25 protein-coding genes are annotated in these 26,074 nt (G+C 65.9%); 16 read left to right on the top strand and 9 right to left on the bottom strand.

From position 1 onward, the window contains the following. Positions 1–27 precede the first annotated feature (27 nt). Complete coding sequence (locus tag G6N50_RS12485; RefSeq protein WP_083094352.1) at positions 28–1,212, bottom strand: acyl-CoA dehydrogenase family protein; 1,185 nt, start codon at positions 1,210–1,212, stop codon at positions 28–30. A 108-nt stretch (positions 1,213–1,320) separates the two neighbouring features. Between G6N50_RS12485 and fabG the strand changes: the two genes are divergently transcribed. From fabG to G6N50_RS12455, 6 genes are all read left to right on the top strand, one after another. Then, a complete protein-coding gene (gene fabG / locus G6N50_RS12480; RefSeq protein WP_083094276.1) occupies positions 1,321–2,073 on the top strand; it encodes a 3-oxoacyl-ACP reductase FabG in 753 nt (250 codons plus the stop codon). Between the two features lie 5 nt (positions 2,074–2,078). Continuing rightward, on the top strand, positions 2,079–3,296 hold the full coding sequence (locus G6N50_RS12475; RefSeq protein WP_083094351.1) for an acetyl-CoA C-acetyltransferase: 1,218 nt from the start codon (positions 2,079–2,081) through the stop codon (positions 3,294–3,296). Continuing rightward, on the top strand, positions 3,293–4,492 hold the full coding sequence (locus G6N50_RS12470; protein WP_083094275.1) for a CoA transferase: 1,200 nt from the start codon (positions 3,293–3,295) through the stop codon (positions 4,490–4,492). Before G6N50_RS12475 ends, G6N50_RS12470 begins: the two co-directional genes overlap by 4 nt. Before the next feature lie 24 nt (positions 4,493–4,516). After that, a complete protein-coding gene (locus G6N50_RS12465) occupies positions 4,517–5,710 on the top strand; it encodes an acyl-CoA dehydrogenase family protein (RefSeq protein ID WP_067837895.1) in 1,194 nt (397 codons plus the stop codon). Between the two features lie 4 nt (positions 5,711–5,714). Continuing rightward, positions 5,715–6,404 (top strand): GntR family transcriptional regulator, encoded by a 690-nt coding sequence (locus G6N50_RS12460; protein WP_083094274.1) that lies wholly within the window; start codon positions 5,715–5,717, stop codon positions 6,402–6,404. A gap of 87 nt (positions 6,405–6,491) precedes the next feature. Beyond that, the gene (locus tag G6N50_RS12455; RefSeq protein WP_083094273.1) at positions 6,492–6,854 is read left to right on the top strand and encodes a hypothetical protein; all 363 of its coding nucleotides are present in this window, start codon (positions 6,492–6,494) and stop codon (positions 6,852–6,854) included. Here the strand turns inward: G6N50_RS12455 and G6N50_RS12450 are convergent. From G6N50_RS12450 to G6N50_RS12425, 6 genes are all read right to left on the bottom strand, one after another. Further along, a complete protein-coding gene (locus G6N50_RS12450) occupies positions 6,830–8,392 on the bottom strand; it encodes a class I adenylate-forming enzyme family protein (RefSeq protein ID WP_083094272.1) in 1,563 nt (520 codons plus the stop codon). The genes G6N50_RS12455 and G6N50_RS12450 overlap by 25 nt on opposite strands. Beyond that, positions 8,385–9,953 (bottom strand): class I adenylate-forming enzyme family protein, encoded by a 1,569-nt coding sequence (locus G6N50_RS12445; protein WP_083094271.1) that lies wholly within the window; start codon positions 9,951–9,953, stop codon positions 8,385–8,387. Before G6N50_RS12445 ends, G6N50_RS12450 begins: the two co-directional genes overlap by 8 nt. Next, the gene (locus tag G6N50_RS12440) at positions 9,943–11,406 is read right to left on the bottom strand and encodes a class I adenylate-forming enzyme family protein (RefSeq protein WP_083094270.1); all 1,464 of its coding nucleotides are present in this window, start codon (positions 11,404–11,406) and stop codon (positions 9,943–9,945) included. The genes G6N50_RS12445 and G6N50_RS12440 overlap by 11 nt, the downstream gene beginning before the upstream one ends. Continuing rightward, positions 11,406–12,206: an enoyl-CoA hydratase/isomerase family protein gene (locus G6N50_RS12435; RefSeq protein WP_083094269.1), complete on the bottom strand. Its 801-nt coding sequence runs from the start codon at positions 12,204–12,206 to the stop codon at positions 11,406–11,408. Before G6N50_RS12435 ends, G6N50_RS12440 begins: the two co-directional genes overlap by 1 nt. Next, positions 12,197–13,009, bottom strand: coding sequence for an enoyl-CoA hydratase/isomerase family protein (locus tag G6N50_RS12430; RefSeq protein WP_083094268.1), 813 nt, complete (start codon positions 13,007–13,009; stop codon positions 12,197–12,199). The genes G6N50_RS12435 and G6N50_RS12430 overlap by 10 nt, the downstream gene beginning before the upstream one ends. Before the next feature lie 103 nt (positions 13,010–13,112). Beyond that, the gene (locus tag G6N50_RS12425) at positions 13,113–13,934 is read right to left on the bottom strand and encodes an enoyl-CoA hydratase/isomerase family protein (RefSeq protein ID WP_083094350.1); all 822 of its coding nucleotides are present in this window, start codon (positions 13,932–13,934) and stop codon (positions 13,113–13,115) included. A gap of 172 nt (positions 13,935–14,106) precedes the next feature. Between G6N50_RS12425 and G6N50_RS12420 the strand changes: the two genes are divergently transcribed. Together G6N50_RS12420 and G6N50_RS12415 are read left to right on the top strand one after the other, a co-directional pair. Then, entirely contained in the window at positions 14,107–14,802 is a 696-nt protein-coding gene (locus G6N50_RS12420) for a hotdog family protein (protein ID WP_083094267.1), read from the top strand. Then, a complete protein-coding gene (locus G6N50_RS12415) occupies positions 14,799–15,704 on the top strand; it encodes an enoyl-CoA hydratase/isomerase family protein (protein WP_083094266.1) in 906 nt (301 codons plus the stop codon). Before G6N50_RS12420 ends, G6N50_RS12415 begins: the two co-directional genes overlap by 4 nt. Before the next feature lie 20 nt (positions 15,705–15,724). Here G6N50_RS12415 and G6N50_RS12410 read toward each other — a convergent pair whose 3' ends face one another. Continuing rightward, the gene (locus G6N50_RS12410; RefSeq protein ID WP_083094265.1) at positions 15,725–16,537 is read right to left on the bottom strand and encodes a TetR/AcrR family transcriptional regulator; all 813 of its coding nucleotides are present in this window, start codon (positions 16,535–16,537) and stop codon (positions 15,725–15,727) included. A 193-nt stretch (positions 16,538–16,730) separates the two neighbouring features. Between G6N50_RS12410 and G6N50_RS12405 the strand changes: the two genes are divergently transcribed. Together G6N50_RS12405 and G6N50_RS12400 are read left to right on the top strand one after the other, a co-directional pair. Then, positions 16,731–17,528: an SDR family NAD(P)-dependent oxidoreductase gene (locus G6N50_RS12405; protein ID WP_083094264.1), complete on the top strand. Its 798-nt coding sequence runs from the start codon at positions 16,731–16,733 to the stop codon at positions 17,526–17,528. 43 nt (positions 17,529–17,571) lie between these two features. Further along, complete coding sequence (locus G6N50_RS12400) at positions 17,572–18,588, top strand: dihydrodipicolinate synthase family protein (RefSeq protein ID WP_083094263.1); 1,017 nt, start codon at positions 17,572–17,574, stop codon at positions 18,586–18,588. 60 nt (positions 18,589–18,648) lie between these two features. On the opposite strand, the gene mbp1 is transcribed toward G6N50_RS12400, so the two are convergent. Continuing rightward, entirely contained in the window at positions 18,649–18,888 is a 240-nt protein-coding gene (mbp1, locus tag G6N50_RS12395; protein ID WP_083094262.1) for a microaggregate-binding protein 1, read from the bottom strand. Between the two features lie 345 nt (positions 18,889–19,233). Between mbp1 and G6N50_RS12390 the strand changes: the two genes are divergently transcribed. Genes G6N50_RS12390 through G6N50_RS12365 form a run of 6 tightly spaced genes read left to right on the top strand, consistent with a single transcriptional unit; the run spans position 19,234 to position 26,039 of the window. Further along, complete coding sequence (locus tag G6N50_RS12390; RefSeq protein ID WP_083094261.1) at positions 19,234–20,079, top strand: enoyl-CoA hydratase; 846 nt, start codon at positions 19,234–19,236, stop codon at positions 20,077–20,079. A gap of 30 nt (positions 20,080–20,109) precedes the next feature. Next, complete coding sequence (locus G6N50_RS12385) at positions 20,110–21,312, top strand: amidohydrolase family protein (RefSeq protein ID WP_083094260.1); 1,203 nt, start codon at positions 20,110–20,112, stop codon at positions 21,310–21,312. 31 nt (positions 21,313–21,343) lie between these two features. Continuing rightward, on the top strand, positions 21,344–22,969 hold the full coding sequence (locus G6N50_RS12380) for an acyl-CoA synthetase (RefSeq protein WP_083094259.1): 1,626 nt from the start codon (positions 21,344–21,346) through the stop codon (positions 22,967–22,969). Further along, complete coding sequence (locus tag G6N50_RS12375; RefSeq protein ID WP_083094258.1) at positions 22,966–23,796, top strand: amidohydrolase family protein; 831 nt, start codon at positions 22,966–22,968, stop codon at positions 23,794–23,796. Before G6N50_RS12380 ends, G6N50_RS12375 begins: the two co-directional genes overlap by 4 nt. 2 nt (positions 23,797–23,798) lie before the next feature. Further along, complete coding sequence (locus tag G6N50_RS12370) at positions 23,799–24,845, top strand: acyl-CoA dehydrogenase family protein (RefSeq protein WP_083094257.1); 1,047 nt, start codon at positions 23,799–23,801, stop codon at positions 24,843–24,845. After that, complete coding sequence (locus tag G6N50_RS12365) at positions 24,846–26,039, top strand: acyl-CoA dehydrogenase family protein (protein WP_083094256.1); 1,194 nt, start codon at positions 24,846–24,848, stop codon at positions 26,037–26,039. It begins immediately after the preceding gene. Positions 26,040–26,074 lie beyond the last annotated feature (35 nt).

Genomic DNA, 26,074 nt, shown 5'->3' with positions numbered 1-26,074 from the left:
CCTCTGTTGGGTTCGGCGCGGCCACCGCTATCGCTGCGCCGCCTTGACGAGATTCGATCCGATGATCAAACGCTGAATTTCACTGGTGCCCTCGTACAGCCGGAGCAAACGCACATCGCGGTAGATGCGCTCGACGGCCACGCCCCGCATGTAACCCGTGCCGCCGTGAATCTGCACCGCGAGATCCGCGACGTTGCCGGCCATTTCGGTGCAGAAGACCTTGGCGGCCGACGGCGCGATCCGGCGATCCTCGTTCGCGACCCACAGCCGAGCGGCCTCGCGCACCAGCGCACGGCCGGCCATCACGCCGGTCTGCTGGTCGGCGAGCATGCCCTGCACCAGCTGGAAGCTTCCGATCGGCGTCCCGCCCTGCGTCGCGGTGGCGGCGTACGACACCGATTCGTCGAGTGCGCGTTGAGCGGCGCCCACCGCGAGCGCGGCGATGTGCACCCGTCCGCGGGCCAACGAGGTCATCGCCGCCCGGTATCCGTGGTCTTCACTGCCGCCGACGAGCGCGTCGGGGCCGACGCGGACGTCGGTGAAGTTGACGTCGGCTGTCCAGGCGCCTTCCTGGCCCATCTTGGCGTCCTTGGCGCCCACCTCGACGCCCGCGACGTCCGCGGGAACCAGGAAGACGGCGATCCCCGGGCCCTGGTCGTCGGCCGGGCGGGTCCGCGCGAACACCACGAAGAGATCGGCGACGGGCGCGTTGGTGATGAACCGCTTCTGGCCGGAGATGACCCAAGCCCCGTCTTTTTCGGAGCCGTCGCGAACGGCTTTGGTCCGCAGCCCGGCGGGGTTCGATCCGGCGCCGGGTTCGGTCAGCGCGAAGGAGGCGACGACGTCGCCGGACGCGATCGACTCCAGCCAGCGAGATTTCTGTTCGTCGGTTCCGAACCCGACCAGAACTTGCCCGGCGATGCCGTTGTTGGTGCCGAACATCGACCGCAGCGCCAGCGACGTGTAGCCCAACTCCATCGCCAGCTCGACGTCTTGCCTCAGGTCCAGGCCAAGGCCGCCCCACTCCTGGGGAATCGCGTAGCCGAACAGTCCCATCTTCTTGGCTTCGTCGCGCAGGTCGTCGGGGACGCGATCGGTGTCGAGGATCTCCTGCTCGCGCGGGACGACGACGCTGCGGACGAATTGCCTTGTCTGAGCCTGGATCTCGCGGAAGTCTTCGTCCGATACTTCAGCGAATTCGGCGGTCGCCATCGACTCCACGCTCCTCTCCCAGTCCGGGGCACCCCGGTTCAGAGCAGGATCCTATATCAAATATGATATTTGCCGGCACGTGCCCGGTGGAGGCGATAGCAGTGAAGGATGAGTGATCAGGTGTCGTTGTTGTCAGGTCAGACCGCAGTCATCACAGGCGGAGCGCAAGGGCTGGGGTTGGCGATAGCGGAGCGTTTCGTCGCCGAGGGTGCGCGAGTCGTGCTCGGTGATGTCAACCTCGAGGAAACCCAGGTCGTGGCCAAGCAGTTGGGCGGCGACGACGTCGCCGTCGCGGTCCGGTGCGACGTCACCCAGTCGTCCGACGTCGAAACGCTGATCCAGACCGCGATCGAGCGCTTCGGCGGCCTGGACATCATGGTCAACAACGCCGGCATCACCCGGGACGCGACGATGCGCAAGATGACCGAGGAGCAGTTCGACCAAGTCATCTCCGTGCACCTGAAGGGGACCTGGAACGGCACCCGGCTGGCCGCCAACGTCATGCGGGAAAACAAGCGGGGCGCCATCATCAACATGTCCTCGGTGTCGGGCAAGGTCGGCATGATCGGCCAGACCAACTACTCGGCGGCCAAGGCCGGCATCGTCGGCATGACCAAGGCGGCCGCCAAAGAGCTGGCATACCTGGGCGTCCGGGTGAACGCGATTGCCCCGGGCTTGATCCGCTCCGCCATGACAGAGGCCATGCCGCAGCGCATTTGGGATTCCAAGGTCGCCGAGGTGCCGATGGGCCGGGCCGGCGAGCCCAGCGAGGTCGCCAGCGTGGCGCTGTTCCTGGCGTCCGACCTGTCGTCGTACATGACCGGCACCGTTATGGAAATCACCGGCGGCCGACACCTGTGAGCGCCATGCGCCAGGCCGTGATTTGTGAGCCCGTCCGGACGCCTATCGGCCGCTACGGTGGGATGTTCAAGTCGCTGACCGCGGTTGACCTCGGTGTCACCGCACTCAAGGGGCTGCTGGAACGGACCGGGCTGGCACCCGACGCCGTGCAGGACGTGATCCTCGGCCACTGCTATCCCAACAGCGATGCTCCGGCGATCGGGCGCGTGGTGGCGCTGGATTCCGGTCTGCCGGTGACGGTTCCGGGCATGCAAGTGGACCGGCGCTGCGGGTCGGGCCTGCAGGCCGTCATCCAAGCGGGCCTGCAGGTGGGCAGCGGCGACAGCGATCTCGTCGTCGCGGGCGGCTGCGAGAGCATGAGCAACGTCGCCTTCTACTCCACCGACATGCGCTGGGGTGGTGCCCGCCACGGAGTACGGGTGCACGACGGGCTGGCTAGGGGACGCACGACCGCCGGCGGCCGCAACTACCCGGTGCCCGGCGGAATGCTGGATACCGCCGAGAATTTGCGCCGCCAGTACGGCATTTCGCGCCTGGAGCAGGACGAGCTCGCGGTGCGCTCCCACCAGCGTGCCGTTGCCGCGCAGAAAGACGGCGTCCTGGACTCTGAAATAATCCCAGTGATCATCCTCACCCGAAACGGTGAAGAAGTCATCGCCACCGACGAACACCCACGCGCCGACACATCGGTCGAATCGCTGGGCAAGCTCAAACCCGTTCTGGTAAAGGATGATCCGGAGGCGACGGTCACCGCAGGCAACGCCAGCGGGCAGAACGACGCCGCATCGATGTGCGTGGTCACCACGCCGGAGAAGGCCGACGAATACGGCCTGACGCCGTTGGTGCGCCTGGTGTCGTGGGGCGTGGCGGGGGTCGCACCCAACGTCATGGGCATCGGGCCGGTGCCCGCGACCGAGGTGGCCCTGGCCAAGGCTGGCCTGCAACTGTCCGACATCGACCTCATCGAGCTCAACGAAGCCTTTGCCGCCCAAGCGCTTGCGGTGATGCGGGAATGGAAGTTCGGCGCCGCCGATCACGAGCGGACCAATGTGCACGGTTCGGGGATCTCGCTGGGCCATCCGGTCGGCGCGACGGGCGGCCGGATGCTGGCGACCTTGGCGCGCGAGCTCGATCGCCGCGAGGCCCGCTACGGCCTGGAGACCATGTGCATCGGCGGCGGGCAGGGCCTTGCCGCCGTCTTCGAGCGGGTCGCATCCCGATGACCCGATCGGGGTTGCCGCTGGACGGCCTCACCGTGGTGGAGGTGTCGAGTTTCGTCGCCGCGCCACTGTGCGGCATGACGCTGAGTCAGCTTGGCGCGGAAGTCATTCGCGTCGACCCTGTCGGCGGCGCCTCCGACGTGCAACGGTGGCCGTTGGCGGCAGACGGCACCTCGATCTACTGGACCGGGCTGAACAAGGGAAAGCGCTCGGCCACCATCGATCTGCGCTCCCCGGACGGCCAGGAACTGGTCCAGCGGCTGATCATCGAGGGCGACGGCGTCGTCGTGACCAACGCCGCGGGCCTGTCCTGGCTCGGCCACGATGTCCTGACGGCCAAGCGCCCCGACGTGATTCACGTTCAATTGCTCGGGCGCGGTGACGGTTCCACCGGAGTGGACTACACGGTCAATGCGGGCCTCGGGTATCCGCTCGTCACCGGTCCGGCCGATCATGCCGGTGCGATCAATCACGTGCTGCCGGCCTGGGACGTGTGCTGCGGACTGTACGCCGCGCTGGCCGTCGTCACCGCCGTGCGCCACCGCGAACAGTCCGGGGCCGGGGCGCGGATCAGCCTGGCGCTGGAGGACGTGGCCCTGGCCACCGCCGCCAACCTCGGGCTGCTGACCGAGCCGCAAGTCGTGGGGACACAACGCGAACGGCTGGGCAACGCCATCTACGGCCAGTACGGGCAGGACTTCACCAGCAGCGACGGGGCCAGGTTCATGGTGGTTACGTTGACCAATCGGCACTTTCGCGACCTGCTCGCCGTGACCGGCACGGACGCCGCGGTGTCAGCCCTCGCCGAGGCGCTGGGCGCCGACTTCGGTTCCGAAGGCGACCGCTACCGCTACCGCGACGTGCTGTCGGGCCTGTTCGCCACCTGGTTCGGCGATCACACCGCCGACGAGATCACCACCGCCCTGTCCGGCACCACGGTGCTGTTCGAGCGGTACCGCACCTTCGCCGAGGTCGCAGCGGGACCGAAGGTCACTGACAATCCGATGTTTTCGCGATTGCGGCAGCCGGGTCTCGGCGACTACTTCGCCCCGGGCCTGCCTGCCGCGTTCGACGGTACCCATCCGGCCAGCGCGCCCGCGCCCGCCCTGGGGGCCGACACCGCCGACGTCCTGGCGCGTCTGGGCTTGAGCGCCACCGACATCGAGCGTCTGACGAACGCCAAGACCATCGCCTGCTGAGCGGCCGAAAGGGAAACACAGCACATGACCAAACTCGCCCAGACCCTCGGACTGACCGAGATCCAGACCGAGATCATCGCCACCGTACGGAAATTCGTCGAGAAGGAAGTCATTCCGCACGCGGCCGAGCTCGAGCGCGGTGACACCTACCCTCAGGAAATCGTGGACCAGATGCGGGAGATGGGCCTGTTCGGCCTGATGATTCCGCAGGAGTACGGCGGGCTGGGGGAGTCGCTGCTCACCTACGCGCTGTGCGTCGAGGAGCTGGCGCGCGGCTGGATGAGCGTGTCCGGAGTGCTCAACACACACTTCATCGTGGCGTACATGCTGCGCCAGCACGGCACCGACGAGCAGAAGCAGCGGTTCCTGCCCCGCATGGCCGCCGGGGAGACCCGCGGCGCCTTCTCGATGTCGGAGCCGGAGCTGGGTTCCGACGTGGCCGCGATCCGCACCCGCGCCCGGCGCAACGACGACGGCACCTACACCATCGACGGCCAGAAGATGTGGCTGACCAACGGCGCCACCTCGACGCTGGTGGCGGTGCTGGTGCGCACCGACGAGGGCTCGGACAAACCGCACCGCAATCTCACGGCGTTCCTCGTCGAGAAGCCGGTCGGTTTCGGCGAAGTCGTTCCCGGCCTGCGGATCCCGGGCAAGATCGACAAGCTGGGCTACAAGGGCATCGAAACGACGGAGATGATTTTCGACGGCTATCAGGCCGGCGCCGACGACGTTCTTGGCGGCACCACGGGGCAGGGCTTCTTCCAGATGATGGACGGCATCGAGGTCGGCCGGGTCAACGTGTCGGCGCGCGCGTGCGGTGTCGGGATTCGCGCCTTCGAGCTCGCGGTGCGCTACGCCCAACAACGTGAGACCTTCGGCAAGCCGATCGCCGAGCATCAAGCCATCGCATTCCAATTGGCCGAGATGGCGACCAAAGTCGAAGCCGCACACCTGATGATGGTCAACGCGGCGCGCCTGAAGGATTCGGGGGAACGCAATGACGTGGCCGCCGGGATGGCCAAATACCTGTGCAGCGAGTACTGCACCGAGGTCACCCAACAGAGTTTCCGGATCCACGGCGGCTACGGCTACTCCAAGGAATACGAAATCGAGCGGCTGATGCGTGACGCGCCGTTCCTGCTGATCGGAGAGGGCACCAGCGAGATCCAGAAGAACATCATCAGCAAGCGACTGCTCGCCGAGTATCAGGTGTAAGCAGATGAGCGTTCCGGATTTCGCTGCGCGGCCTCAACTTTCCGAGGACGTTGCGCGGATTATCCGCAGGCGGATATTCGACGGCACGTACGCCGCCGGATCGTACGTCCGGTTGGATCAATTGGCCGCGGAGTTGGGCATCAGTGTCACCCCGGTGCGTGAGGCGCTGTTCGCGCTGTGTGCCGAGGGCCTGATCAATCAGCAGCCGCGGCGCGGCTTTGCGGTGTTGCCGGTCACCGGACGCGACGTCACCGATGTGGCGAACGTGCAGGCGCACGTCGGTGGTGAATTGGCCGCGCGGGCGGCGCTCAACATCACCGACGAGCAGTTGCGCGAACTCAAGGAGGTCCAGGCGCAGCTGGAGACCGCCTACGCCGGCGACGAACACGAACACACCGTCCGGTTGAACCACGAATTCCACCGCGCGATCAATGTCGCGGCGGACTCGCCCAAGCTCGCCCAATTGATGTCACAGATCACCCGTTACGCCCCCGAATCGGTGTTTCCCGCGATCGAGGGCTGGCCCGAGCAATCGATGCAGGACCATCGGCGGATCCTGTCCGCCCTGAAAAAGCGCGACGACAAGCTCGCCCGCGCGGCCATGTCGGAACATCTTGCCGCCGGCGCGGTTCCATTGATCGACCACCTCGTTGCGCGTGGGGTGGTCGTCGAGGCCGGCCCCGGGTCTTCGTGAAGCCCCTGCGCCGGCATCTCTTGTTGCGCGCGCCCAACTAGGCATACGCTGCAACGCAAGGGGGGCAACAGGGCAGAGCGAGGAAGAATGTCCCCACCGCTTCGTGCATCGGCTGTGTGCGTCGTCTGCATTAGCGCACTCGCGTTCGCCGCACCGGCGAATGCCGACCTGCTCGACCCGATCCCGGGCAACGGTGTCTTTGTCGTCGGGCCCGACATCGCACCGGGCCTCTATCACACCGGCGGGTCGGGATCGGCCTTCGGAGTGTGGATCAACAACGTGCCGACCCAGGAGTCGATGTGCTCGTGGTTCACCTACAGCACGCCGGACGCGAACAAGGACCATGTGCTCCAAACGAACACCTCCATCGGCCCGATGTTCGCGAACATCAACTCATCGGTGAAGGCCTTCGAGTCGCAGAACTGTCAGCCCTGGACGCGGGTTCCCTGAGCCTCGTCGGCCAGCATCTCGCGCAGTCGGCGGATGTCGACCTTGCCGGTGCCGCCGCGCGGCACCTCGTCGTCGGAATCCAGCAGCAGCCAGACCGTCGGGACCTTGAAGGCGCTCAGCAGGGCACGTGCGGAGCCGCGCAGCTGTGCGGTAGTCAGTGCGCGATCGCCGCATACCACCACCGCGCCCACCCGATCACCCGTCGTGCCGGGCACATTGGTGACGAAGGCGTTGTCGATGCCGTCGATCGCGCGCAGCGCGCGCTCGACCTCGCTGGGGTAGACGGTCGCCCCGCTGGCCTTGAACATGTCGTCGGATCGCCCGTGGTAGAACAGGAATCCCTCCTCGTCGAGGTGGCCGAGGTCACCGGTGGGGTAGAAGCCGTCGGCGGTGAACAGGTCCTCGCGGGTCCGCCCGCAGATGCCGCGCAGCGTGTGCGGTCCGCGGATGTGGATCATGCCGGTGACGCCCGCCGCGACGGGCTCGCCGGTGTCGGTGTCGACAATGCGGATTTCCATGCCTGCGAACGGTTTTCCGCAACTGCCCCACGCGGTCGCGGGCATGTCGGTGTCGGCGGGATAGCCGCAGTACGGCCCGAAGGCCTCGGTCATGCCGAACAGCGTGGCCCGCGCGCCGGGTTGGGCGCGCTGCTCGGGAGGCAACAGGGCCTGCAGGCTTCCCGCCTGTAGAGCCGAGAGGCCAGCGTGGGCCTCGCCGGCGTGCCGTGCCAACGTCTCGGCTTGGTCCGGCCAGCCCCGAAACAGCGTGACCCGTTCGCCTTCCAGCAGTTTCAGGGTCGTTTCCGGCCGAGGTATTTCTTCGGTCACCAGGGTGGCGCCGGCCAGCAGGACGGACAGTATTCCGCTGCCGAAACCGCCCACCCAGAAGAATGGCATCGGCAGGTACAGGCGGGTTTCGGAAGTGATGCAACGCGCCGCCAGGCCCGACTGCACGGCGCCCAACGCGTTGCCGTGGGAATGGACGACTCCCTTGGGCGATCCGCTGCTGCCCGAGGTGAACATGATGACCAGCGGGTCGGCGGGCGCGACGGTCGCCGTCACGGCGTCGACGATGTTGCGGGCAGCTTCGCTCGCGACGGCGCTGTCGAGTCGGTCGATCGACCAAACCTGGCGCAACGCAGGGAGTTCGGCTTGCTGCGCCGTCTGCAGGGCGTCGAGGTAGCGGTGGCCGCGGAATTCCTCGACGCTGATCAGGAACTGTACTGCGGCCACTCGCAGTTGCGCGACCAGCTCCGCGGCCGTCAGCAGGGTGCTCAGCGGGACCAGCACCGCGCCGATGCGGGTCAGGGCGATGGCGACCCGCACCCAGCGGGTGCCGTTGGGCATGATGAGTCCTACCCGGGTACCCTTGCCGACGCCGGCTTCGATAAAGACCGCGGCGAGTTCCGTTGTGGCGTTGTCTAGCTCGTGGTAGCTGGTTCGAGAGTCCGGGTCGATCACCATCGGTTTGGGGCCGTATTGCGCCACCCGGGAACGTACCAACGCATCGATGGTGTATCCGGTTGCGGGCTCAGACATCGAAGAGCTTTCTGAGTTGTCGCATGTCGACCTTGCCACTGGACAGCAGCGGAACCTCGGCACTACACAGCGCGACGAAGCGCTTGGGAATCTTGTACGCGGACAGCTCCGTTCGGAGTCGTTCGGCCAGCGCGGCGCCGTCGAAATCCGCCGTACCGCCGTCCCGCACGACCACCGCCGCGACGAGCTGACCGCGCCGCACGTCGGGAATGCCGATCACATAGGCCGGCGCTCCGCCGGTGACCGTGCCGATGGCCTTCTCCACTTCGGCCGCCGAGACGTTGGCGCCCGACGTTTTGATCATCGCGCTGCGCCGGCCGACGAAATAGACGAATTTGTCGGCATCGACGCGCACCAGGTCGCCGCTGTGGAACCAGCCGTCGGCATCGAAACACTCTTCCCGGCTGCGTTTGTGGTAGCGCTGCATCAGGTACGGCCCGCGCAGGCACAGTTCGCCGATCTCGCCGACCGGTACGACGGCCGCGGTATCGGGATCGATGACCTTGGTCTCGAATCCCGGTGCCGCCCTTCCGAACGAGCCGCGCCGGTGCTCGGGTTGGTCGGACTCGTCATCGCCGATCAGCACGACGCTGCCGGCCTCGGTCATGCCCAGCATGTTGTGCCGCAGTTCCGGATCGGCCGGGCGGGCGTCGGGAGCCATGATCGGGTACAGGTTGCCGCGCCGCATCGACGACAGATCGCGCGCAGGGAAGCTCGGGTGGTCGCCGAGGTGGGCGATCCCCGCCGTGAACCCGTTGGTGATGGTCGGATTTTCGGCCTCGAGCAGGTCCAGCGTCGCACCCGCATCGGTGGCGTTGGAACACACCAGGGTCGATCCGGCCAGCAGGGTCGCCAGCAGGCCGAACGCCAGCCCGCCGATCCAGAAGAACGGCGAATTGCAGAACAATCGGTCGTCGGAAGTCAGACCCCGGATTTCGTTGAGGTTCTGCTGATGCGCGAGCAGGGCACCGTGGGTGTGCACCACTCCCTTCGGGGCGCTGGTGGATCCCGACGTGTACACGATCGCCAGCGGATCACATTCTGCGACGTCATCTTCCAGCGCCGTCAGGAGCGCGGGGTCGGTGGAATCGGCTAGCCGGTACACCGCCTCGTGAGTGACCGCGACGTGGCGCAGCTGGGGTGCCGCGGCACACAGCAATCGGGAACCGAGATCAGCGTCCGGGAGGATCTCGGATAGTCGCTGCACGTAATCGTGAGAGCGAAAAGAGGGGGCAGTCAACAAGATTGAAACGTCGCCGTCGACCAGTTGCTCGCGCAGCTCGCGGGCGGTGACGAAGGTGGAGAACGGGACCACCACGGCACCGATCCGGGTCGCCGCCAGCATCCCGACGACGAACTCGGGTCCGTTCGGATAGAGCAGGCCCACATGTGTTCCCTTGCCGGCGCCGAGGGCGATCAACCCGCGGGCCAGCTCAGCCGAGCGCCGATCAGCGTCGGCGTAGCTGATCCGGTCATCGTCGCAGACCAGCAGCGGGTGGTCCCCGCGAATGCGGGCTTGATGCCGCAGGATCTGGGCGCCCGTCAACGACTCAACGAGCATGATCGCGCTGCATTGTGGGCTCGCGGAAGAAGCCCCGAACCGCACCGAGATCGGCCTTCCCCGAAGGTGTTCGGGGGAGCGCGTCGACGATCGCGATTTCGGTGGGTATCTCGTAGCGAGCCAGTCGCTGGCGCAGATACGCCACCAGCTCGTCGGCCGACGCCGGCTGGCGGAGCTCGACCATCGCGACCGGCGTCTCGCCGAGCCGCTCGTCGGGTCGGGCGATCACGGCCGCACCGGCCACCGCGGGGTGGCTTTCCAAAGCGGCGCGAACGTCGTCGGGCATCACCTTGAAGCCGCCGCGGATTATCGCCTGGTCGGCGCGGCCGACGATCCAGAGAAAGCCATCATCGTCGATTCGCGCCATGTCGGTGGTCCGCATCCATTGCGCGGCGGGCCCCAGCTGGCCCGGCTTGACCTCTAGCAGGCCGACCTCGTCCGGGCCCAGCGGTGTTCCGTCCTCGGCGACCACCCGGAGCCGAGCGCCCGGATTGGCCCGACCGACGCTGCCCCTCTTGGTCTTCCAGTACCGCTGATGGTCGGAAAGGGTCCAGCCCGCGACGCCGCCACCGAATTCAGTTGCCGCATAAGAGGTCAACACCGGCACGCCGTACTTCTCGGTGAAGGCATCGGCATCGTCGGCCGACAGCGGCGCCGTCCCGCAGGTGACGGCCCGAAGGCTCTCCAGGTCGGCGCGCGAAAGGTCGGAATGCAATACCGTGCGCAGTGCGGCCGGTACCAGCGACGCCGCGCGGGGCCGGTGCTTGCGCACCGCCTCGGCCCATGCGTTGAGCTCGAATCGTTCCAGCAGCACGAACGGCCTCGCCTCGGTGATGCATTGCAACACGCGGAACACCCCGCCGATGTGCACCAGCGGCGAATTCACGATCGCGACGCCGCGGCGCGGCTCTACCGACGCCGGCGCGCGGTCGGGTTCGGCGTCCATCACGCTGCGCGCCAACATGTCGTAGCCGAGGTCGATTCGCTTCGGCGGGCCCGTCGTGCCGCTGGTCAGCATGCGCACGGCGACACCGGACGGCGGACCGGCGTCGACGGCGCGCGGCGCGGAAACGTCGTCGCCGTCCAGCAGGCCCGAGATCGTAACCGTCGGCGCGCCCGCGTCGACCAGCCTCGTCAGATCGTCGCGCTCGCCGACGATCACGGGAAGCCGCAGCCCGGCAACGTCGGTCTTGGTGCGCTCGTCACCGCGCGAGGGGTTGATGACCACGACCGTGCCACCGCCGAGCAGCACACCCAGAAACGCCGCGACGTGCCCCGGCCGGTTGCGCAGCAGCATCCCGACTTCCGCTCCCTCGGTTACGGCAGCGATGCGTCGCGCCGATGCGCCGACCCGAGCCCAGGAGATCCATTGGCCGCCATACTCGAGGGCATGCGACTCCGGTTGGAGGTCGAGCACGTCGGCGATGCGTTGAACCAATGGGTGACGCGACATCAGCGTATCTTTGGTGTCCAAGTGGCGCCCCGGGCCGGGGAATCGTGTTGAGCGGCGAGTTCCGCCGTGCCCAACGGGTTTCCCAGCCGGGTGTAGATCAGGCCCTGGTCCAATGCGGCGCGGTACGGTTTGTCCAGCGATTCCCAGATTGCCTTGACGGTGCCCTGGGTCGCGGCCGGCGGCTTGGCGGCGATGGCGGCCGCGATCTCGTGGGCACGATCCCACAGCGCCTCGGCGCCAACCACTTCCGATACCAACCCGATGCGCAGCGCCGTGTCCGCGCTGACTCGTTCGTCGTTTCCCATCAGTGCGATGCGCAACGTCTCGCCCAGGCCGATGCGCCGCATCAGGCCGATCGGTTCCAGCGCGCAGACCAGCCCGGCAGATACGTGCGAATCGAAGAAGGTGGCATCTTCCGAGCAGATGACCACGTCGGATTCGTTGATGAAGTAGAACGCCCCCGCGGTGCACATGCCCTGAACCGCACACACCACCGGTTTCCACATCTTCTGCCATTTGGGGCTGAGCAGTTCCCCGGGATCCTCATGGTTCCAAACGTTTTCGGGCTGGCCGTACGGTTTCTTGATATCCAGCCCGGCGCTGAACGCCCGGTCGCCGGAGGCGCGCAACACCACCGCATGCACCGAATCGTCGAATTTGACCATCCGCCACGCGCGGGCCATCTCCTCGCACATGGTGCGGTTGAACGCGTTGAGTTGCCCCGGGCGATTCAGCGTGATCGTGGCGACGTGGTCGTCCGCGTCGACCTCGAGCAGAATGGTTTCGAAGCTCATCGGCATTGCCAATTCGGTTTGCGCTTCTCGACGAACGCCCTGGGGCCTTCCTGCGCGTCCTCGGTGCGCAGCACGCGCTCGCGGAAGGTTTCGGCGAGTATCTCCGCCTCGTGCAGCGGCACGTTGAGGCTCTTGAGGATCGCCAGTCGTGTCCCCCGGACAGCCAGCGGCGCATTGGAATTCACGATATCGGCGATCTCGTGGGCCCGTTCCAGCAGGCGGTCGTGCTCGACGATCTCGCTGATCAACCCGAGCTCGTAGGCGCGCCCGGCGCTCATCCGCTCGTGCTTGCCCATCAGGGCCATTCGCAGCGCGATCGAGCGGGGCAACACCCGAGACACCCGCACCAGTTCCCGGCCGGCCACCAGCCCGATGCTGACATGCGGATCGAAGAAGGTCGCCTGCTCCGAAGCGATGACGATGTCGGTCGTGGTGACCCAATCCATGCCGGCGCCACAGCAGATTCCATTCACCGCGGTCAGCACGGGCTTAGCCATGGTGCGAAACGGGGGCGTGCCCTCCTGCGGCGCCTCCCATTGGTCGTACGTCGACAGGTAGGGCCGCTCGTAGATCACCTTGCCGTCTTCGGGTATCTCCTTGACGTCGGCGCCGGTGCAGAACGCGCGGCCGGTGCCGGTGACGATGATCAGCCAGACGTTGTCGTCGTTTTCGGCCTCGTCGTAGGCGGCGCGAAGCTCGGTGATCATGTGCGGGCTGAGCGCATTGAGGGCGTCCGGACGGTTCAGGGTGATGGTCGCGGTGTGCCCGTCGACCTCGTACTTGATCATGTCGAACGAATCAGTGGGCATCGGTCGTCCCTTCGTATGGCGCTGCGTATGAACGTCGAGTGTGGGCATATGGACGGATTCGAGGCAGTTCCCGTGCGTAGGGCCCACACTCGACGCCCAAGAGTTACCGTCCACGAAAATCCGGATCCCGTCGCTGGCGGAAGGCCTCCAAGCCCTCCTTGAAATCGCTTGTTCGGCAGGATAATTCCAGGTTGAACAGCTCCTGGGTCAGCGACTGGCTGAGCGTCGCATGCTGGCCGAAGTTCAGCGCCTGTTTGGCCAGCCCGATCGCCGCCGTCGGCCCGGTGGCCAGCCGGCCGACCAACTCCTCGGCGGCACGGTCGAGGTCGGAGCCGCTTACCGTTTGGTGAATCAATCCCCAGTCGGCCGCGTCCGGCGCGCCCACCTTCTCGCCGAGCAGCAGCATGCGCCTGGCCCGCGCCAGGCCGACGAGCCGGGGCAGAAGCCAGGTGGACCCCGAGTCCGGGCTGAACCCGCGGTCGAGGAACGGCTCCCAGAAGACCGCGTCGTCGGCGGCCACGGTGAAGTCGGCGGCCAGCGCGAGATTGCAGCCGAATCCCACGGCCCAGCCCCGCACGCTGCACACCACCGGGAGCTGGATGCCTGCGACGAGCTCGATCACGCGGTGCGCGGCATGGGGGATCCGCCGCACCAGGTCCCCCGTGCGGGGGCGTTCGCCGCCGGGATCGTTGGAGGCCACCCAGTCGGCGCCGGCGCAGAAGTCGTCGCCGGCGCCACGGATGTGCACGGCCCGCAGCGAATCGTCGGCGGCGGCATCGGTGAGTGCGTCGACTAACGACCGGATCATCAACTGCGTCAACGAATTACGTCGGGAAGGACGATCGAGCGTAACCAGCAACACCGCACCGTCGCGGTGCACTGTTACCGGACCCTCGGCACCGGCCGTGTCGGCCCCCTGACTCACCGTCGAATCCGGCCTTTCCTCGCCGATACGGTTACCCATACAGTAGGCAATACGATTGATACGCTGTATAAGTTAGCAAGGATACGCTGCCTGCGAAACAACGGGATGGAAGAGAAAACCACGGCCGCGCCGGCGACCACGCGGAGCGAAGCACTGAGGAGGAGCGGCGCCTATGCCGATCGAGGAGGGGCCCGCCGCGCCCGCGTCGACGAGCAACGGCGACGCCAGATTCGGCGAGGCGCCGCTTGCCCAGACGGTGGCCGCGGCGGCCGCCATGCGGCGCCTCAGCTCGCTGCTGGTGTCCCTCGAGCATCCGCACCGCGCGGTGGACGCCATGCTGGAGAAGTTCGCCGAGTGGGAATGCGAGCTGGCCGCCGCGACGCCGGCGGACAACGCGCCGCGCATCGGCGAAATGCCCGACGATCCCCGGCGCGTCTACCTGAACCACGCAACCGATATCGGTGCCTACAATCCGTGCTTTCCCGAATACCGGTTCGACCAACATGATGCCGAGAACGCAACGGGCACAGTCGAGTTCCCCCTGATATACGAGGGGCCGCCGGGCCTGGTGCACGGTGGCTTCCTGGGCGTCTTCTTCGACTGCGTCATTCAGCACCACAATTGCGTCACCGGGCTTTCCGGCAAAACGCGATCCCTCGTCGTGACCTTCCGCCGGCCGACACCGGTGTTGACCGAGTTGCGCTTCGACATCGCCCGCCTGCAGGGCGAGCGCGGCATCACGTCGACCGGGCGGCTGTTGCTCGACGACGAAGTCCTGTGTACCGGCGAGGTCAACACGCTGGCGTCACGGCCGGAGAAGCTTGCCGGATCGCGGTTCGGCAGGCGCCGAAAGGAGTCCGATTCATGACCGGCTCGAGCACCTCTGACGATCGCGTGCTCTTCGACGTCGATCCCGATCGGCGCATCGCGACCATCACGCTGAACAATCCCAAACAACGGAACTCCTATGACGCGGCCATGCGTGAGGCCGTCGCCCGTTGTCTGGACCGGGTGGCCGACGACGACGACCTCACGGTGGTGCTACTGCGCGGGGCCGAGGGAGTCTTTTCCACCGGTGCCGACATGAACAATGCCTACGGGTGGTATGGCTCGTCGGCGCCGGACGAGGCGGCCGGCGACGACCGGACCGCCAAACGCCGCCCCAGTCAGCGCCGGCGACTTACCGTGGACCGCAAGTCCTTTGGCTTCTATCACAATTTCATGGGCTTCCCGAAGGTGACGGTAGGCGAGATCGCCGGCTACGCCCTCGGCGGCGGTTTCGAGATGGCGTTGATGACCGACATCTCGGTGATCGCACGGGACACCAAAATCGGCATGCCGGCAACCCGTTTCCTGGGCCCCGCGCTCGGCAGCCTGCACATGTTCTTCTACCGGCTCGGGCCGGTGCTGGCCCGGCGCCTGTTGTTGACCGGCGACATCATCGAGGCGGGGGAGATTGAGCACCTCGGCGTCTTCACCGACACCTGCGCTCCCGGCGCGGTGACGGCCCGGGCGCGCTATTGGGCCGAGAAGGCGGCGAAGATGCCCGCCGACGGTGTCGTCATCGCCAAGGAGGCATTCCGGCTTGTCGAGCAGAGCCAGGTGTACCAGGGCGAAGAGGTCGCCAGCTACCTGTTCCACGCCTTCGGCACGAACCTGCAATTCGGGCCGGGCGAATTTAACTTCGTCAAAACCCGGGCGCAGCACGGCGCGAAGGAAGCGTTTCGGTTACGCGACGAGCACTTCCACGTCCCGGAACCCGAGGGCTGACAAGCGGTTTGGAGCGGGGGCTAGCGAGCAGCTGCCGCCTTGGTTCGGCCGCGCGTGGAAGCCGACTTGGCGGGCTTGCGTTGCCGTGCCGGCGCCGCCTTGCCGTCCTTCGAACCCTTGCTCTCGTCGATCAGCCGGCCGGCGTGATCGAGGATGCAGGTGAGCCCGTACTCGAAATTGGTTTCATCGGGCGCTCCGATGCGGTGGCCTATCCGGGTTACCTGGGCTAAAAGTGGGGTCTTCTCCGGGTCGATGGACACGACGTCTTCGATGGCGCGGGGTCCGACGTCCGACGATTGATTCTTTTCGTAGAGCCGTTGCAGTACCACCGAACCGCGTACGTGAACCGAAATCGCCGAATAGGTGTCGAACGCATCCTCCGGTGACAGCCCGGCCTGCACCAGATTGGCAACCGCCTTTTCCATCTCCTGAGCGCCCATCCGCGCCGCCTTCGGGGAAAGGGCCGCCCGAATCAGAATCAGGTCGCACAGAATTGGGTTGCCCATGAACGTCTTACGCATCAAGCGCGCATGGTTGGCCAATGTCTCGCGCCAGTCGCTGGCTTCGACATAGGGGGTGGCGAACACGTACTTGCTCAGCGCACGGTCGGTCATCGCGTTGAGCAGGTCGTCCTTCTTGCGGAAGTACCAGTAGATGCTCGTCACACCGACACCGAGATGTTTGCCGAGCAGCGGCATGCTGAGGTTGTCGATCGACACTTCCTCCGCGAGTTCGAATGCGCCGCTGATGATGTCATCGGGATTGATGGACCCGCGTTCGCGCCGTTGGCGCTTATCGGCGGTTGCCTGTTTTGCCACTACGGGCACCTCCATCAAAATTCTGTTCCGTACATGCGGTCTGGCAGCCGTACTGCCGGTACAGTTGAATTTACCGGCACTTCTCTTCTGACCTGCGTATACGCCTTCGTGTCGCATTCTTCCTCTGCTACTGTAATACCTATCGTAGGCTTTTTGGTAAACCGGCTGGACAGGCGAAAATGACCAGACTAGAGCTACGGATTACGCAATGGATCTAGGGCTGGCGAATGCCACTGCGGTGGTGGTCGGCGGTAGCCGCGGCATGGGATTGGCTACGGCGCGTTGCCTCGCCGACGAAGGCGCCCGGGTGGCGGTGGTGGGCCGTAGCCGCGACGCCCTCGACGCCGCGGCGAGCGATCTCACGCAACGTGGTAGCCCGGACGCGATCGGATTGACCGCCGACATCGGCGATAACGATGCGGTCGGTGACGTGTTCAGCGAGCTTGCCCGGCGATGGGACGGCGCACTCAACGCCCTTGTCATCACGGTGGGGCCGGGCGCCGCGGGAACGTTCGAGGATCTGACCGACGACCAGTGGCGCCAGTCGGTCGAAGACGGCGTGCTGGGGATGGTGCGCTGCGTCCGTGCGGCGCTTCCGCTGCTGCGCAAGGCGCAATGGGCGCGGATCGTCAACTTCTCGGCGCACTCGACCCAGCGGCAAAGTGTCATGCTGCCCGCCTACACCGCGGCGAAATCGATGCTGACCAGCGTCTCGAAAAACCTGTCCCTGCTGCTGGCCAAAGACGAAATCCTGGTCAACGTGGTGTCACCCGGCAGCATCGCGTCGGAATCCCTGGTCGGCTGGGCGAAGTCGGTGGGGGTGGACGGTAACGACCCCTATGCCCTGATGGAGGCCATTGCCAAGCATTTCGGTCATCCCGCGCACCTGCCGCGTGCGGGCCTGCCGGACGAAATCGGTCCGGTCGCCGCGTTCCTCGCCTCGCGGCGTAACTCCTACATGACCGGTGCCAACATCAACGTCGATGGCGGTTCAGACTTCACCTGACGACGGGTCGAAGAAATCGATTGGCAGACAAAAGGAGTCGATTGTGGCTACGGCAGCAGAGGCGCGCACGTGGGCGCCCGGCGCATTGCGGGGGATCGGTGACTCCCTCTACACCCCGTTCTGCGGCACCGACGGCGATGACATCGACTGGGACGCCTACCGGACGCTGGTGCGCTATTGCGTCGGCGATCTCGGGCATCCGATGTTGTGGTGTACCAGCGGGATCGCCGAGTTCTGGTCGCTGACCCTCGATGAGCGGAAACGCCTGCTGGAGGTGGCCGTCGTGGAAGCGCGCGGCATCAATCCCGACGTCGTGGTGCAGGCGTGCACGGCGGCCAATTCGGCGAAGGACTGCGTGGACCTGACGCTGCACGCTCAGGAGGCGGGCGCTGACATTGCCTACATCCAAACGCCGATGATGGAGGCGCACGGCGGCGAGGGCGTGTTGCGCTTCTTCAAATACGTTGCCGCGCGCACGGATATCGCTTTGGGCATGTTCAATTCGCCATCCTCGGGTTATGTGTTGACGCCCGCCGAAAGCGCCCGGATCTATGACGAGGTTCCGGCCGTGTGCGCAACCAAGGAGGGTGCCTTCCGGCCGGCGAGCAGCCGGAAGCTGCATGAATTGGCACCCGGTCTGGCCGTGTGGGAATGCGACAAGACGGTGTACCGGGCCGGCTGGCTGCGCGACGGTATCGTCTGTCCCGCGCAGCTGGGTACCGCGGGGTATCTCTTCGAAACGCCTGCGCGACGACTGTTTTCCGAATATTGGGATCTGATTCAGAGTGACAAGCTCGTGGAAGCCATGGATTACGGTCGCGAATCCGGCCTGGACCAGTTCGACCTCGACATCGGGTCCTGGTGGACGTGTTACCCGGGACGAGCGGATTATTTCACCCACTGGGGCGGGGCATTCAAGTACGCGGCGTCGCTGCTGGGCCTGCCCATCGGTGCGTATCCGCATTCCCGCCCGCCGCAAGCCGAGCTGCCCGCCGAGGCGAAGGCTCAGATCGAAAACGCCTACCAGCGGCTGGGCTTGCTCGAAAACGCATTGCAGTAGCGGGATTACACAGCGAAGCGGACCCGGTCGCCGACCGGGTCCGCTCCACTGGCTGGGCCGTTACTGCTGCTCGGCCCGCTCACGCTCCTCGTAGGCCTTGGCCTTGCCGCGGGCTTTCTCGGCGGCCGCTTCCTTCTTGCCGGCGTTGCGCTGCGCTTCCGCCTTGTCCTGCTGGGCCTTGCCCTCTTCGACCAGGCCGTCGTTGTTGATGATGATCCCGATGACCTGCTTGGTCTTCCCAAGGGCATCCTCGATGATGCCGCGAACGAGTTCGATCGGGCCGCTCTTGCTGTCAACCATTGCAACTACCTCCCCATTGTCGGCTGCTTGTTCTGGGTTTCCCGATCCCGCGGTCGATGCAAACGTGGCGGCAACGTGTCACACGCCACAACATTTAAGTCTTGCCACGTCGCCGGCGGTTTGCGCCCGATAGTGGGCCGCCCCTGGCGGTTCGGGAGTTACGGGCCCGTCAAAATCGGTGTGCCGGGGATCGTCGATCCGCGGGGGCAGGAGCGTCGCTTCGGCGTCCGAAACCGCAGTTTAGTCGTGGTTTTGCGCCCTGATGGCCGCGGTTGTGGAATGCGGTACCGATAGGTATACAGTATGGGTACAAACTCGCCTGTTCAGCTATGAGGGGACGGTCTGATGAGCGCCGCCGACCGTGTGGTCACCGATGAGGCGGTGCTGTACGAGACCACTGATACCGGTGTTGCGATTCTGACGTTCAATCGTCCGGATCGTCTCAACGCCTGGGGCCCCGACATCGCCGCCGGGTTCTACGCGGCGATCGACCGCGCCGAGCAGGACCCGGCTGTCCGGGCGATCGTGCTGACCGGCCGCGGCCGGGGGTTTTGTGCGGGTGCGTATTTGGGCGCACCGAGTTCGGCACCCAGCTACGGCGAGACGATGGAGAAGGCTGGTCAGACGAATCTGGCCGACTTGGTCGGGGAGCGCCCACCCCACTTTGTGACGACCCTGCGCAAGCCCGTCATCGCGGCGATCAACGGTGCCTGTGTCGGCATCGGGCTGACCCAGGCGCTGATGTGCGATGTGCGGTTCGCCGCCGCCGGCGCGAAGTTCGGCGCCGTATTCGCCCGGCGCGGTCTGATCGCGGAGTTCGGGATCTCGTGGATACTGCCGCGGTTGACCAACTGGGGTGTCGCTCTCGATTTGTTGCTGAGCGGACGGACCTTTCTCGCCGAGGAGGCCGCCGAGTTGGGTCTCGTCAAAGAGGTTGTTGCGCCGGACGATCTGCGCAAGCGCGCCCTGGACTATGCCGAGGACATCGCCGCCAATTGCTCTCCGGCGTCGATGGCCGTGATCAAGAGGCAGGTCTACGGTGACGCGAACCGCGACGTCGTACAGGCCAATTCGCTCGCCGAGGTTTTGTTGCACGAGGCCATGCCGCGCCCCGACGTCATCGAGGGCATCACGAGTTTTCTCGAGAAGCGGCCGCCGCGATTCCCCTCCCTCGATTCGACCGACGCTTGATGTTCGCCGGCAAGGCGGAAAGGATTGATCATGGCTGACTTGGGTTACCAGGCGATCGACGTTGACAACCACTACTACGAGCCGCTCGACTCTTTCACCCGTCATCTGGACAAGAGGTTCAAGAGCCGCGGCGTGCAGATGCTCAGTCAGGGCAAGCGCACCTTGGCCGTGATCGGGGGCCGGGTCAACCACTTCGTCCCCAATCCCACCTTCGACCCGATCATCGTCCCGGGCTGTCTGGATCTGTTGTTCCGCGGCGAGATTCCCGAGGGTGTCGACCCGGCGTCGCTGATGAAGGTCGAGCGGCTCGGCGAGCACCCGGAGTACCAGAACCGCGATGCCCGCGTCGCGGTGATGGACACTCAGGACATCGAGACGGTGTTCATGCTGCCGACCTTCGGGTGCGGAGTCGAGGAGGCGCTCAAGCACGACATCGAGGCGACGATGGCGTCGGTGCATGCGTTCAATCTGTGGCTCGACGAGGATTGGGGCTTCGACCGGCCGGACCGTCGAATCATTGCCGCGCCGATCATTTCGCTGGCCGACCCGGCCGAGGCGCTCAAGGAGGTCGACTTCGTGCTGGGGCGGGACGCAAAGCTGGTGCTGGTGCGGCCGGCGCCGGTACCCGGGTTGGTCAAGCCGCGGTCGTTGGGCGATCCCAGCCACGACCCCGTGTGGGCCCGGTTGGCCGAGGCGGGTGTTCCGGTGGGGTTCCACCTGTCCGACAGTGGTTATCTGCACATCGCGGCGGCGTGGGGCGGCAAGGCGACGTTCGAGGGCTTCGGCGCCAAGGATCCGCTGGACAACGTGCTGCTCGACGACCGTGCGATTCACGACACGATGGCCTCGATGATCGTGCACGGCGTCTTCACCCGTCATCCGAAACTCAAGGCGGTCAGCATCGAGAACGGTTCTTACTTCGTGCACCGACTGATCAAGCGCCTGAAGAAGGCGGCGAACACCCAACCGCAGTATTTCCCCGAAGACCCTGTGGAGCAGTTACGCAACAACGTGTGGATCACCCCCTACTACGAGGACGACCTGCCGGAGCTTGCCGAAGCCATCGGTGTCGACAAGATTCTGTTCGGTTCCGACTGGCCGCACGGAGAAGGCCTCGAATCGCCGGTGTCGTTCGCCGAGGAGCTGAAGGGCTTCAGCGAGTCCGATGTTCGAAAGATCATGCGGGACAACGCGCGAGATCTGCTCGGCGTCCAAGTCGGCTCGGCCGCTTGATCGACTTGATAACCCAAGGCCGGCTACGCCCGTGAGTGAATGGACCATAGGGGCGGTTCTCGACGAAATCGCCGACGTTATCCCCGACCGCACGATGACGGTGTGTGGTAACCGTCGCAGCACCTTCCGCGAGTCGGCCGAGCGCACCCGCCGGCTGGCGAACTTCCTGGCCAGCAACGGGTTAGGGGCACACCGGGAACGCGCAGCCCTGCAGAACTGGGAGTGCGGGCAGGACCGGGTGGCGCTGGTCATGCACAACGATCTGTACCCGGACATGGTCATCGGCTGCCTCAAGGCCCGGACCGTCCCGGTGAACATCAACTACTACTACACGCCGCGCGAGGTCGCGGAGCTGCTCGATTACGTCCAGCCCCGAGCCGTCATCTACCACCGCGGGCTGGGCGAAAAATTCGCCGACGTGCTCACCGCCGCCGGCGTTGACGTGTTGTTGTCGGTCGACGACGGAAGCGGTGCCCCGAAACTGCCCGGCGCGGTGTCTTTGGATGACGCGCTGGCGCAGGGGGATACCGACCACGGCGTGACGGCATCCCCGGACGATCTGCTGATGATCTGCACCGGCGGCACCACCGGTCGGCCCAAGGGTGTGCTGTGGCGCCAGTCCGACATCTATGTGTCGTCGATGGTCGGCGCGGACCATGCCTGCGCCCGGGAGATCCACGACAAGGTGCGCGGCAAGGCCGGCGCACCGTGGTTCGCGGTCTCGCCGTTGATGCACGCGGCCGGCATGTGGACGGCCTTCTCGGCGGTGATGGCAGGTACGCCCGTGGTGCTCTACGACACCTCCAGAAAGCTTGACCCGCATGTGGTCTGGGAGACGGCCGAGCGTGAGAAGGTCGGCATGATGACTATGGTGGGGGATGCCTACGCCGCTCCGCTGGTGGCGCAGTTGCGGGGCGGCTCCTACGATTTGTCGTCGCTGTACGCCATCGGCACCGGCGGTGCCGCAACGAATCCGAAGTATCAGCAAGCCCTGCTGGAGCTCTTACCCCACATCACCCTCATCAACGGTTACGGCTCATCGGAAACCGGGAACCTGGGCTTCGGCCACAGCCGGCGCGGCACCCAGGCCGACACCTTCACGCTGCGCGAAGGCGGATTGGTTCTCTCCGAGGACTACAGCCACTTCCTGTCCCCCGGAGAGTCGGAGGTGGGCTGGGTTGTCAGGGAAGGGCGAATACCGTTGGGATACTTCAACGATCCCGACGCCACCCGCAAGACCTTCCCCGAGATCGACGGCAAGCGGGTGGTGATATCCGGCGACCGGGCCGGACTGGAACTCGACGGGGCGTTGCGGTTGTACGGCCGCGACTCGTTGGTGGTCAACACCGGTGGCGAGAAAGTTTTCGTCGAGGAGGTCGAGGAGGTGCTGCGCGCCCACCCGGCGATCGCCGACGCGCTCGTGGTCGGTCGCCCCAGCGAGCGCTGGGGCGAAGAACTCGTCGCCCTCATCGAACTCCGGGTTGGTGCCGCCGCCGGCGCCGAGGAGTTGCACACGCTGTGCACGTCGCGACTGGCGCGGTTCAAGGCGCCCAAGGAATTCTTCGTCGTCGAGCAGGTCCAGCGCTTGGGCAACGGCAAGGCCGATTACCGTTGGGCGAAACGTCACGCGACAGCAAAGGCGCCGATGTCGACATGAAAGCTATCGATTGCCTGGTCAACGTGCACTTCGGCGAGACCGAGCAGCAGCCGACCTGGATGATCAAGGTGCGTGACGACTACTTCAAGGGGCCGGCGTCCATGTTCGAGCCGGTCGAGTTGGCCAAGCTGCTCGACGAGATGGACGCCCAGGGTGTGCGCAAAGCCATCCTGATGGACAACCTCGCCAAGCCGTCGGTGACCGCGCGCAAATTCGTCGAGGAGAAGCCCGAACGTTTTGCCCTGGCGATGGGTGGGGTCAACCTGTTGCGGCCGATGCCGTCCCTGCGGGAACTGTCCGCCATCGTCAATGACCTGCCCGTCGCCTATGCCGCTGTGGGGCCGAGCTTTTGGGGTGACGGTCAGTACCCGCCCAGCGACGCCGTCTATTACCCGCTGTACACCAAGTGCGCCGAGCTCGAGCTGCCGCTGTGTGTCAACACCGGCATTCCCGGGCCGCCCATCCCCGGGGATGTGCAGAATCCGATCCACCTCGACCGGGTCTGCGTGCGATTCCCGGAACTGAAGCTGTGCATGATTCACGGGGCAGACCCGTGGTGGGACATCGCGATCAGGTTGTTGATCAAATACGCCAATCTGCGCCTGATGACCTCGGCGTGGTCGCCAAAGAGGTTGCCGGAGAGCCTGTTGCACTACATGCGGACTCGCGGACCGAACAAGGTGATCTTCGCTTCCGACTGGCCGGTGCTGAAAATGCACCGCGTCGTCCCGGAAGCCGCCGGGCTGGACCTGCCCGCCGACGTGCTCGACAACTATCTGTACAACAATGCCCAAGAATTCTTCTTCGCTGGCCGGGAGAAAGGCTGAGGATGGACCGCTACGAACTACGTAGACTCGACTACAGCCTGACGCCGGATCACGAGGCGTTGCAGGCCGCCTACCGTGATTTCTTCAAGACGCACTGTTCGATCGAAACCGTGCGCGCCGCGGAGGAGACCGGATTCGACAAGAATCTGTGGGAGCGGTTGTGCGCCATGGGCGCAACGAGCATGGCGGTCCCGGAATCCGCGGGCGGGGACGGGGCGACGCTCGTCGATCTGACGTTGGTGGCCGAGGAGATCGGCCGGTCGCTGGCGCCGGTACCGTGGATCGACCAGGTCTGCACCGCACGGCTGCTCGCGCGTCTCGGCGCGGCCGAACCCGACGTCGTCCACGGCAAGCGACTCGCCGCATTCGATCCGCAGCACGACATCGCGTCCGGCACTCGGCTCCTGCCCACCGGGTCGATCGCCGACCAGATCATCGTGCGTGATGGCGCGGACGTCGTCGCGCTCACGTTCGGCACGCGCCCGACCAAGGTGGACAACATCGGCCGGCTGCCGATGGCCTGGGTGGATCCGGCGACCGCCGACACCCGCACCGTGCTGGCCGGCGGCTCCGATGCGTTGACGGAATATCAACGGGCGTTGGATGAGTGGCGGGTGCTGAGCGCCGCTGCGTTGGTGGGCCTGGTGGAGGAGACCATGACCATCGCGGCCGAGTTCGCCAAGACCCGCTACACGCTGGGTGTGCCGATCTCGACATTGCAAGGCATCTCTCATCCGCTGGCCAACATCGCGATCACCGTGCAGGGCGGCCGCAATCTGGCGCGGCGCGCGGCCTGGTTCCTGGACAACGAGCCGCACGAGCGACCGGAGCTGGCGCCCTCGGCGTTCGTGTTCATGGCGGAGGAGGCGGCGAAGGCCGCCACCATGGCGGTACATATCCAAGGCGGACTTGGTGTTTCGGCGGAGGCGGCCGCGACGGCGTATCTGGTGCGTGCCCGTGGCTGGGCACTGGCCGGTGGGGATCCCGGCGCCAGCGCCAAGTACATCGGCGAGCTCGTTGCCGCACGCGAGAATGGAAAGGGCGCCTAAGTGGACTTCTCACGGGTCACGCTGTCCGACGACGATCAGCGCTTCCTCGGGGAAGCGCGTGATTTCCTGCGCACGCACGTGACAGAAGACGTCAAGCGCCGGGACCGGGAAACGGGCGACAACTTCGACGAAGGGGCGCACCTGGCATTGGGTGCCGCCGGCTACCTCGAACGCGAATGGAAGTCGGAAGCCGACGGCGGCTTCAGCCGGTTGCGTCGCCGCATCTGGGAGCTGGAGAAGCGGCGCGCGCACGTGCCCTGGGTGACCTGGGGGACCACCGCCATGGTGGCCCGTTCGGTCGCGAGGTTCGGCTCCGCCGAGCTGCAGGACGAGGTGTTACCGGGCGTCTTCAGCGGGCACGTTCGCCTGTGCCTGGGCTACACCGAGCCCGAAGGCGGGTCCGACATCGCCACCTGCAAAACCCGCGCGGTCCGCGACGGCAACGGTTGGGTCATTAACGGGTCCAAGATGTTCACCACCGGAGCGCACAACTGCCAGTACGTTTTCCTCATCACCAATACCGATCCGGACGCTCAGAAGCACAAGAGCCTGACCATGTTCCTGGTCCCGCTGAACTCTCCGGGCATCGAGATCCAGGGCATCCGCACCGTCGACGGCGACCGCACCAACATCGTCTACTACAGCGACGTGCGCGTCGACGACAAGTACCGCCTGGGCGATGTGAACGCGGGCTGGACGGTGTTGCGTGAACCCCTCAACACCGAGCACGGTGCGGTGGCGGCCGCTCCGGACGGGCTGCAGGACGTGTCGATCATGATGCATCAGGCCGGTTTCATGGCCGACGCCCTGGACAAGGCCGCGGCCAAAGTCGCAGAGCGAAACCCGAACGGGCGCAGGCTCATTGACGACTCGGCCGTGGCATATCGCTTGGGGCGCAGCGCCGCACGGATGGAAGCGTCGCTGAGCGCGCCGAGCATCTTCGGTCGCGTCGCCCTGGCGCAGACGATGCGTGACATCTCCCCGGACCTGATGGACATCCTCGGCACCGCGTCCACCCTGCCCAACGGCACCGACGGCGCGGCCGACGACGGCGCCGCGGAGTACGTTTATCGCTTCGCGCCCCTGGTCGGGATTTACGGCGGCACCCTCGAGGTGTTCCGCAACATGATCGCGCAGTACATGCTGGGCTTGGGCAAGCCGGCGTACGCGCCGCCGGTCAAAAAGGTCTCCTGACTTCGGTCTTGGCGCGCGTCAAATCTAAGCCACCC

This window comes from Mycobacterium mantenii (assembly GCF_010731775.1).
In the GTDB taxonomy this organism is placed as follows: Bacteria; Actinomycetota; Actinomycetes; order Mycobacteriales; family Mycobacteriaceae; genus Mycobacterium; species Mycobacterium mantenii.
Note: the sequence above shows the minus strand (reverse complement) of the source record. Positions and strands in the feature narration are given on the sequence as shown.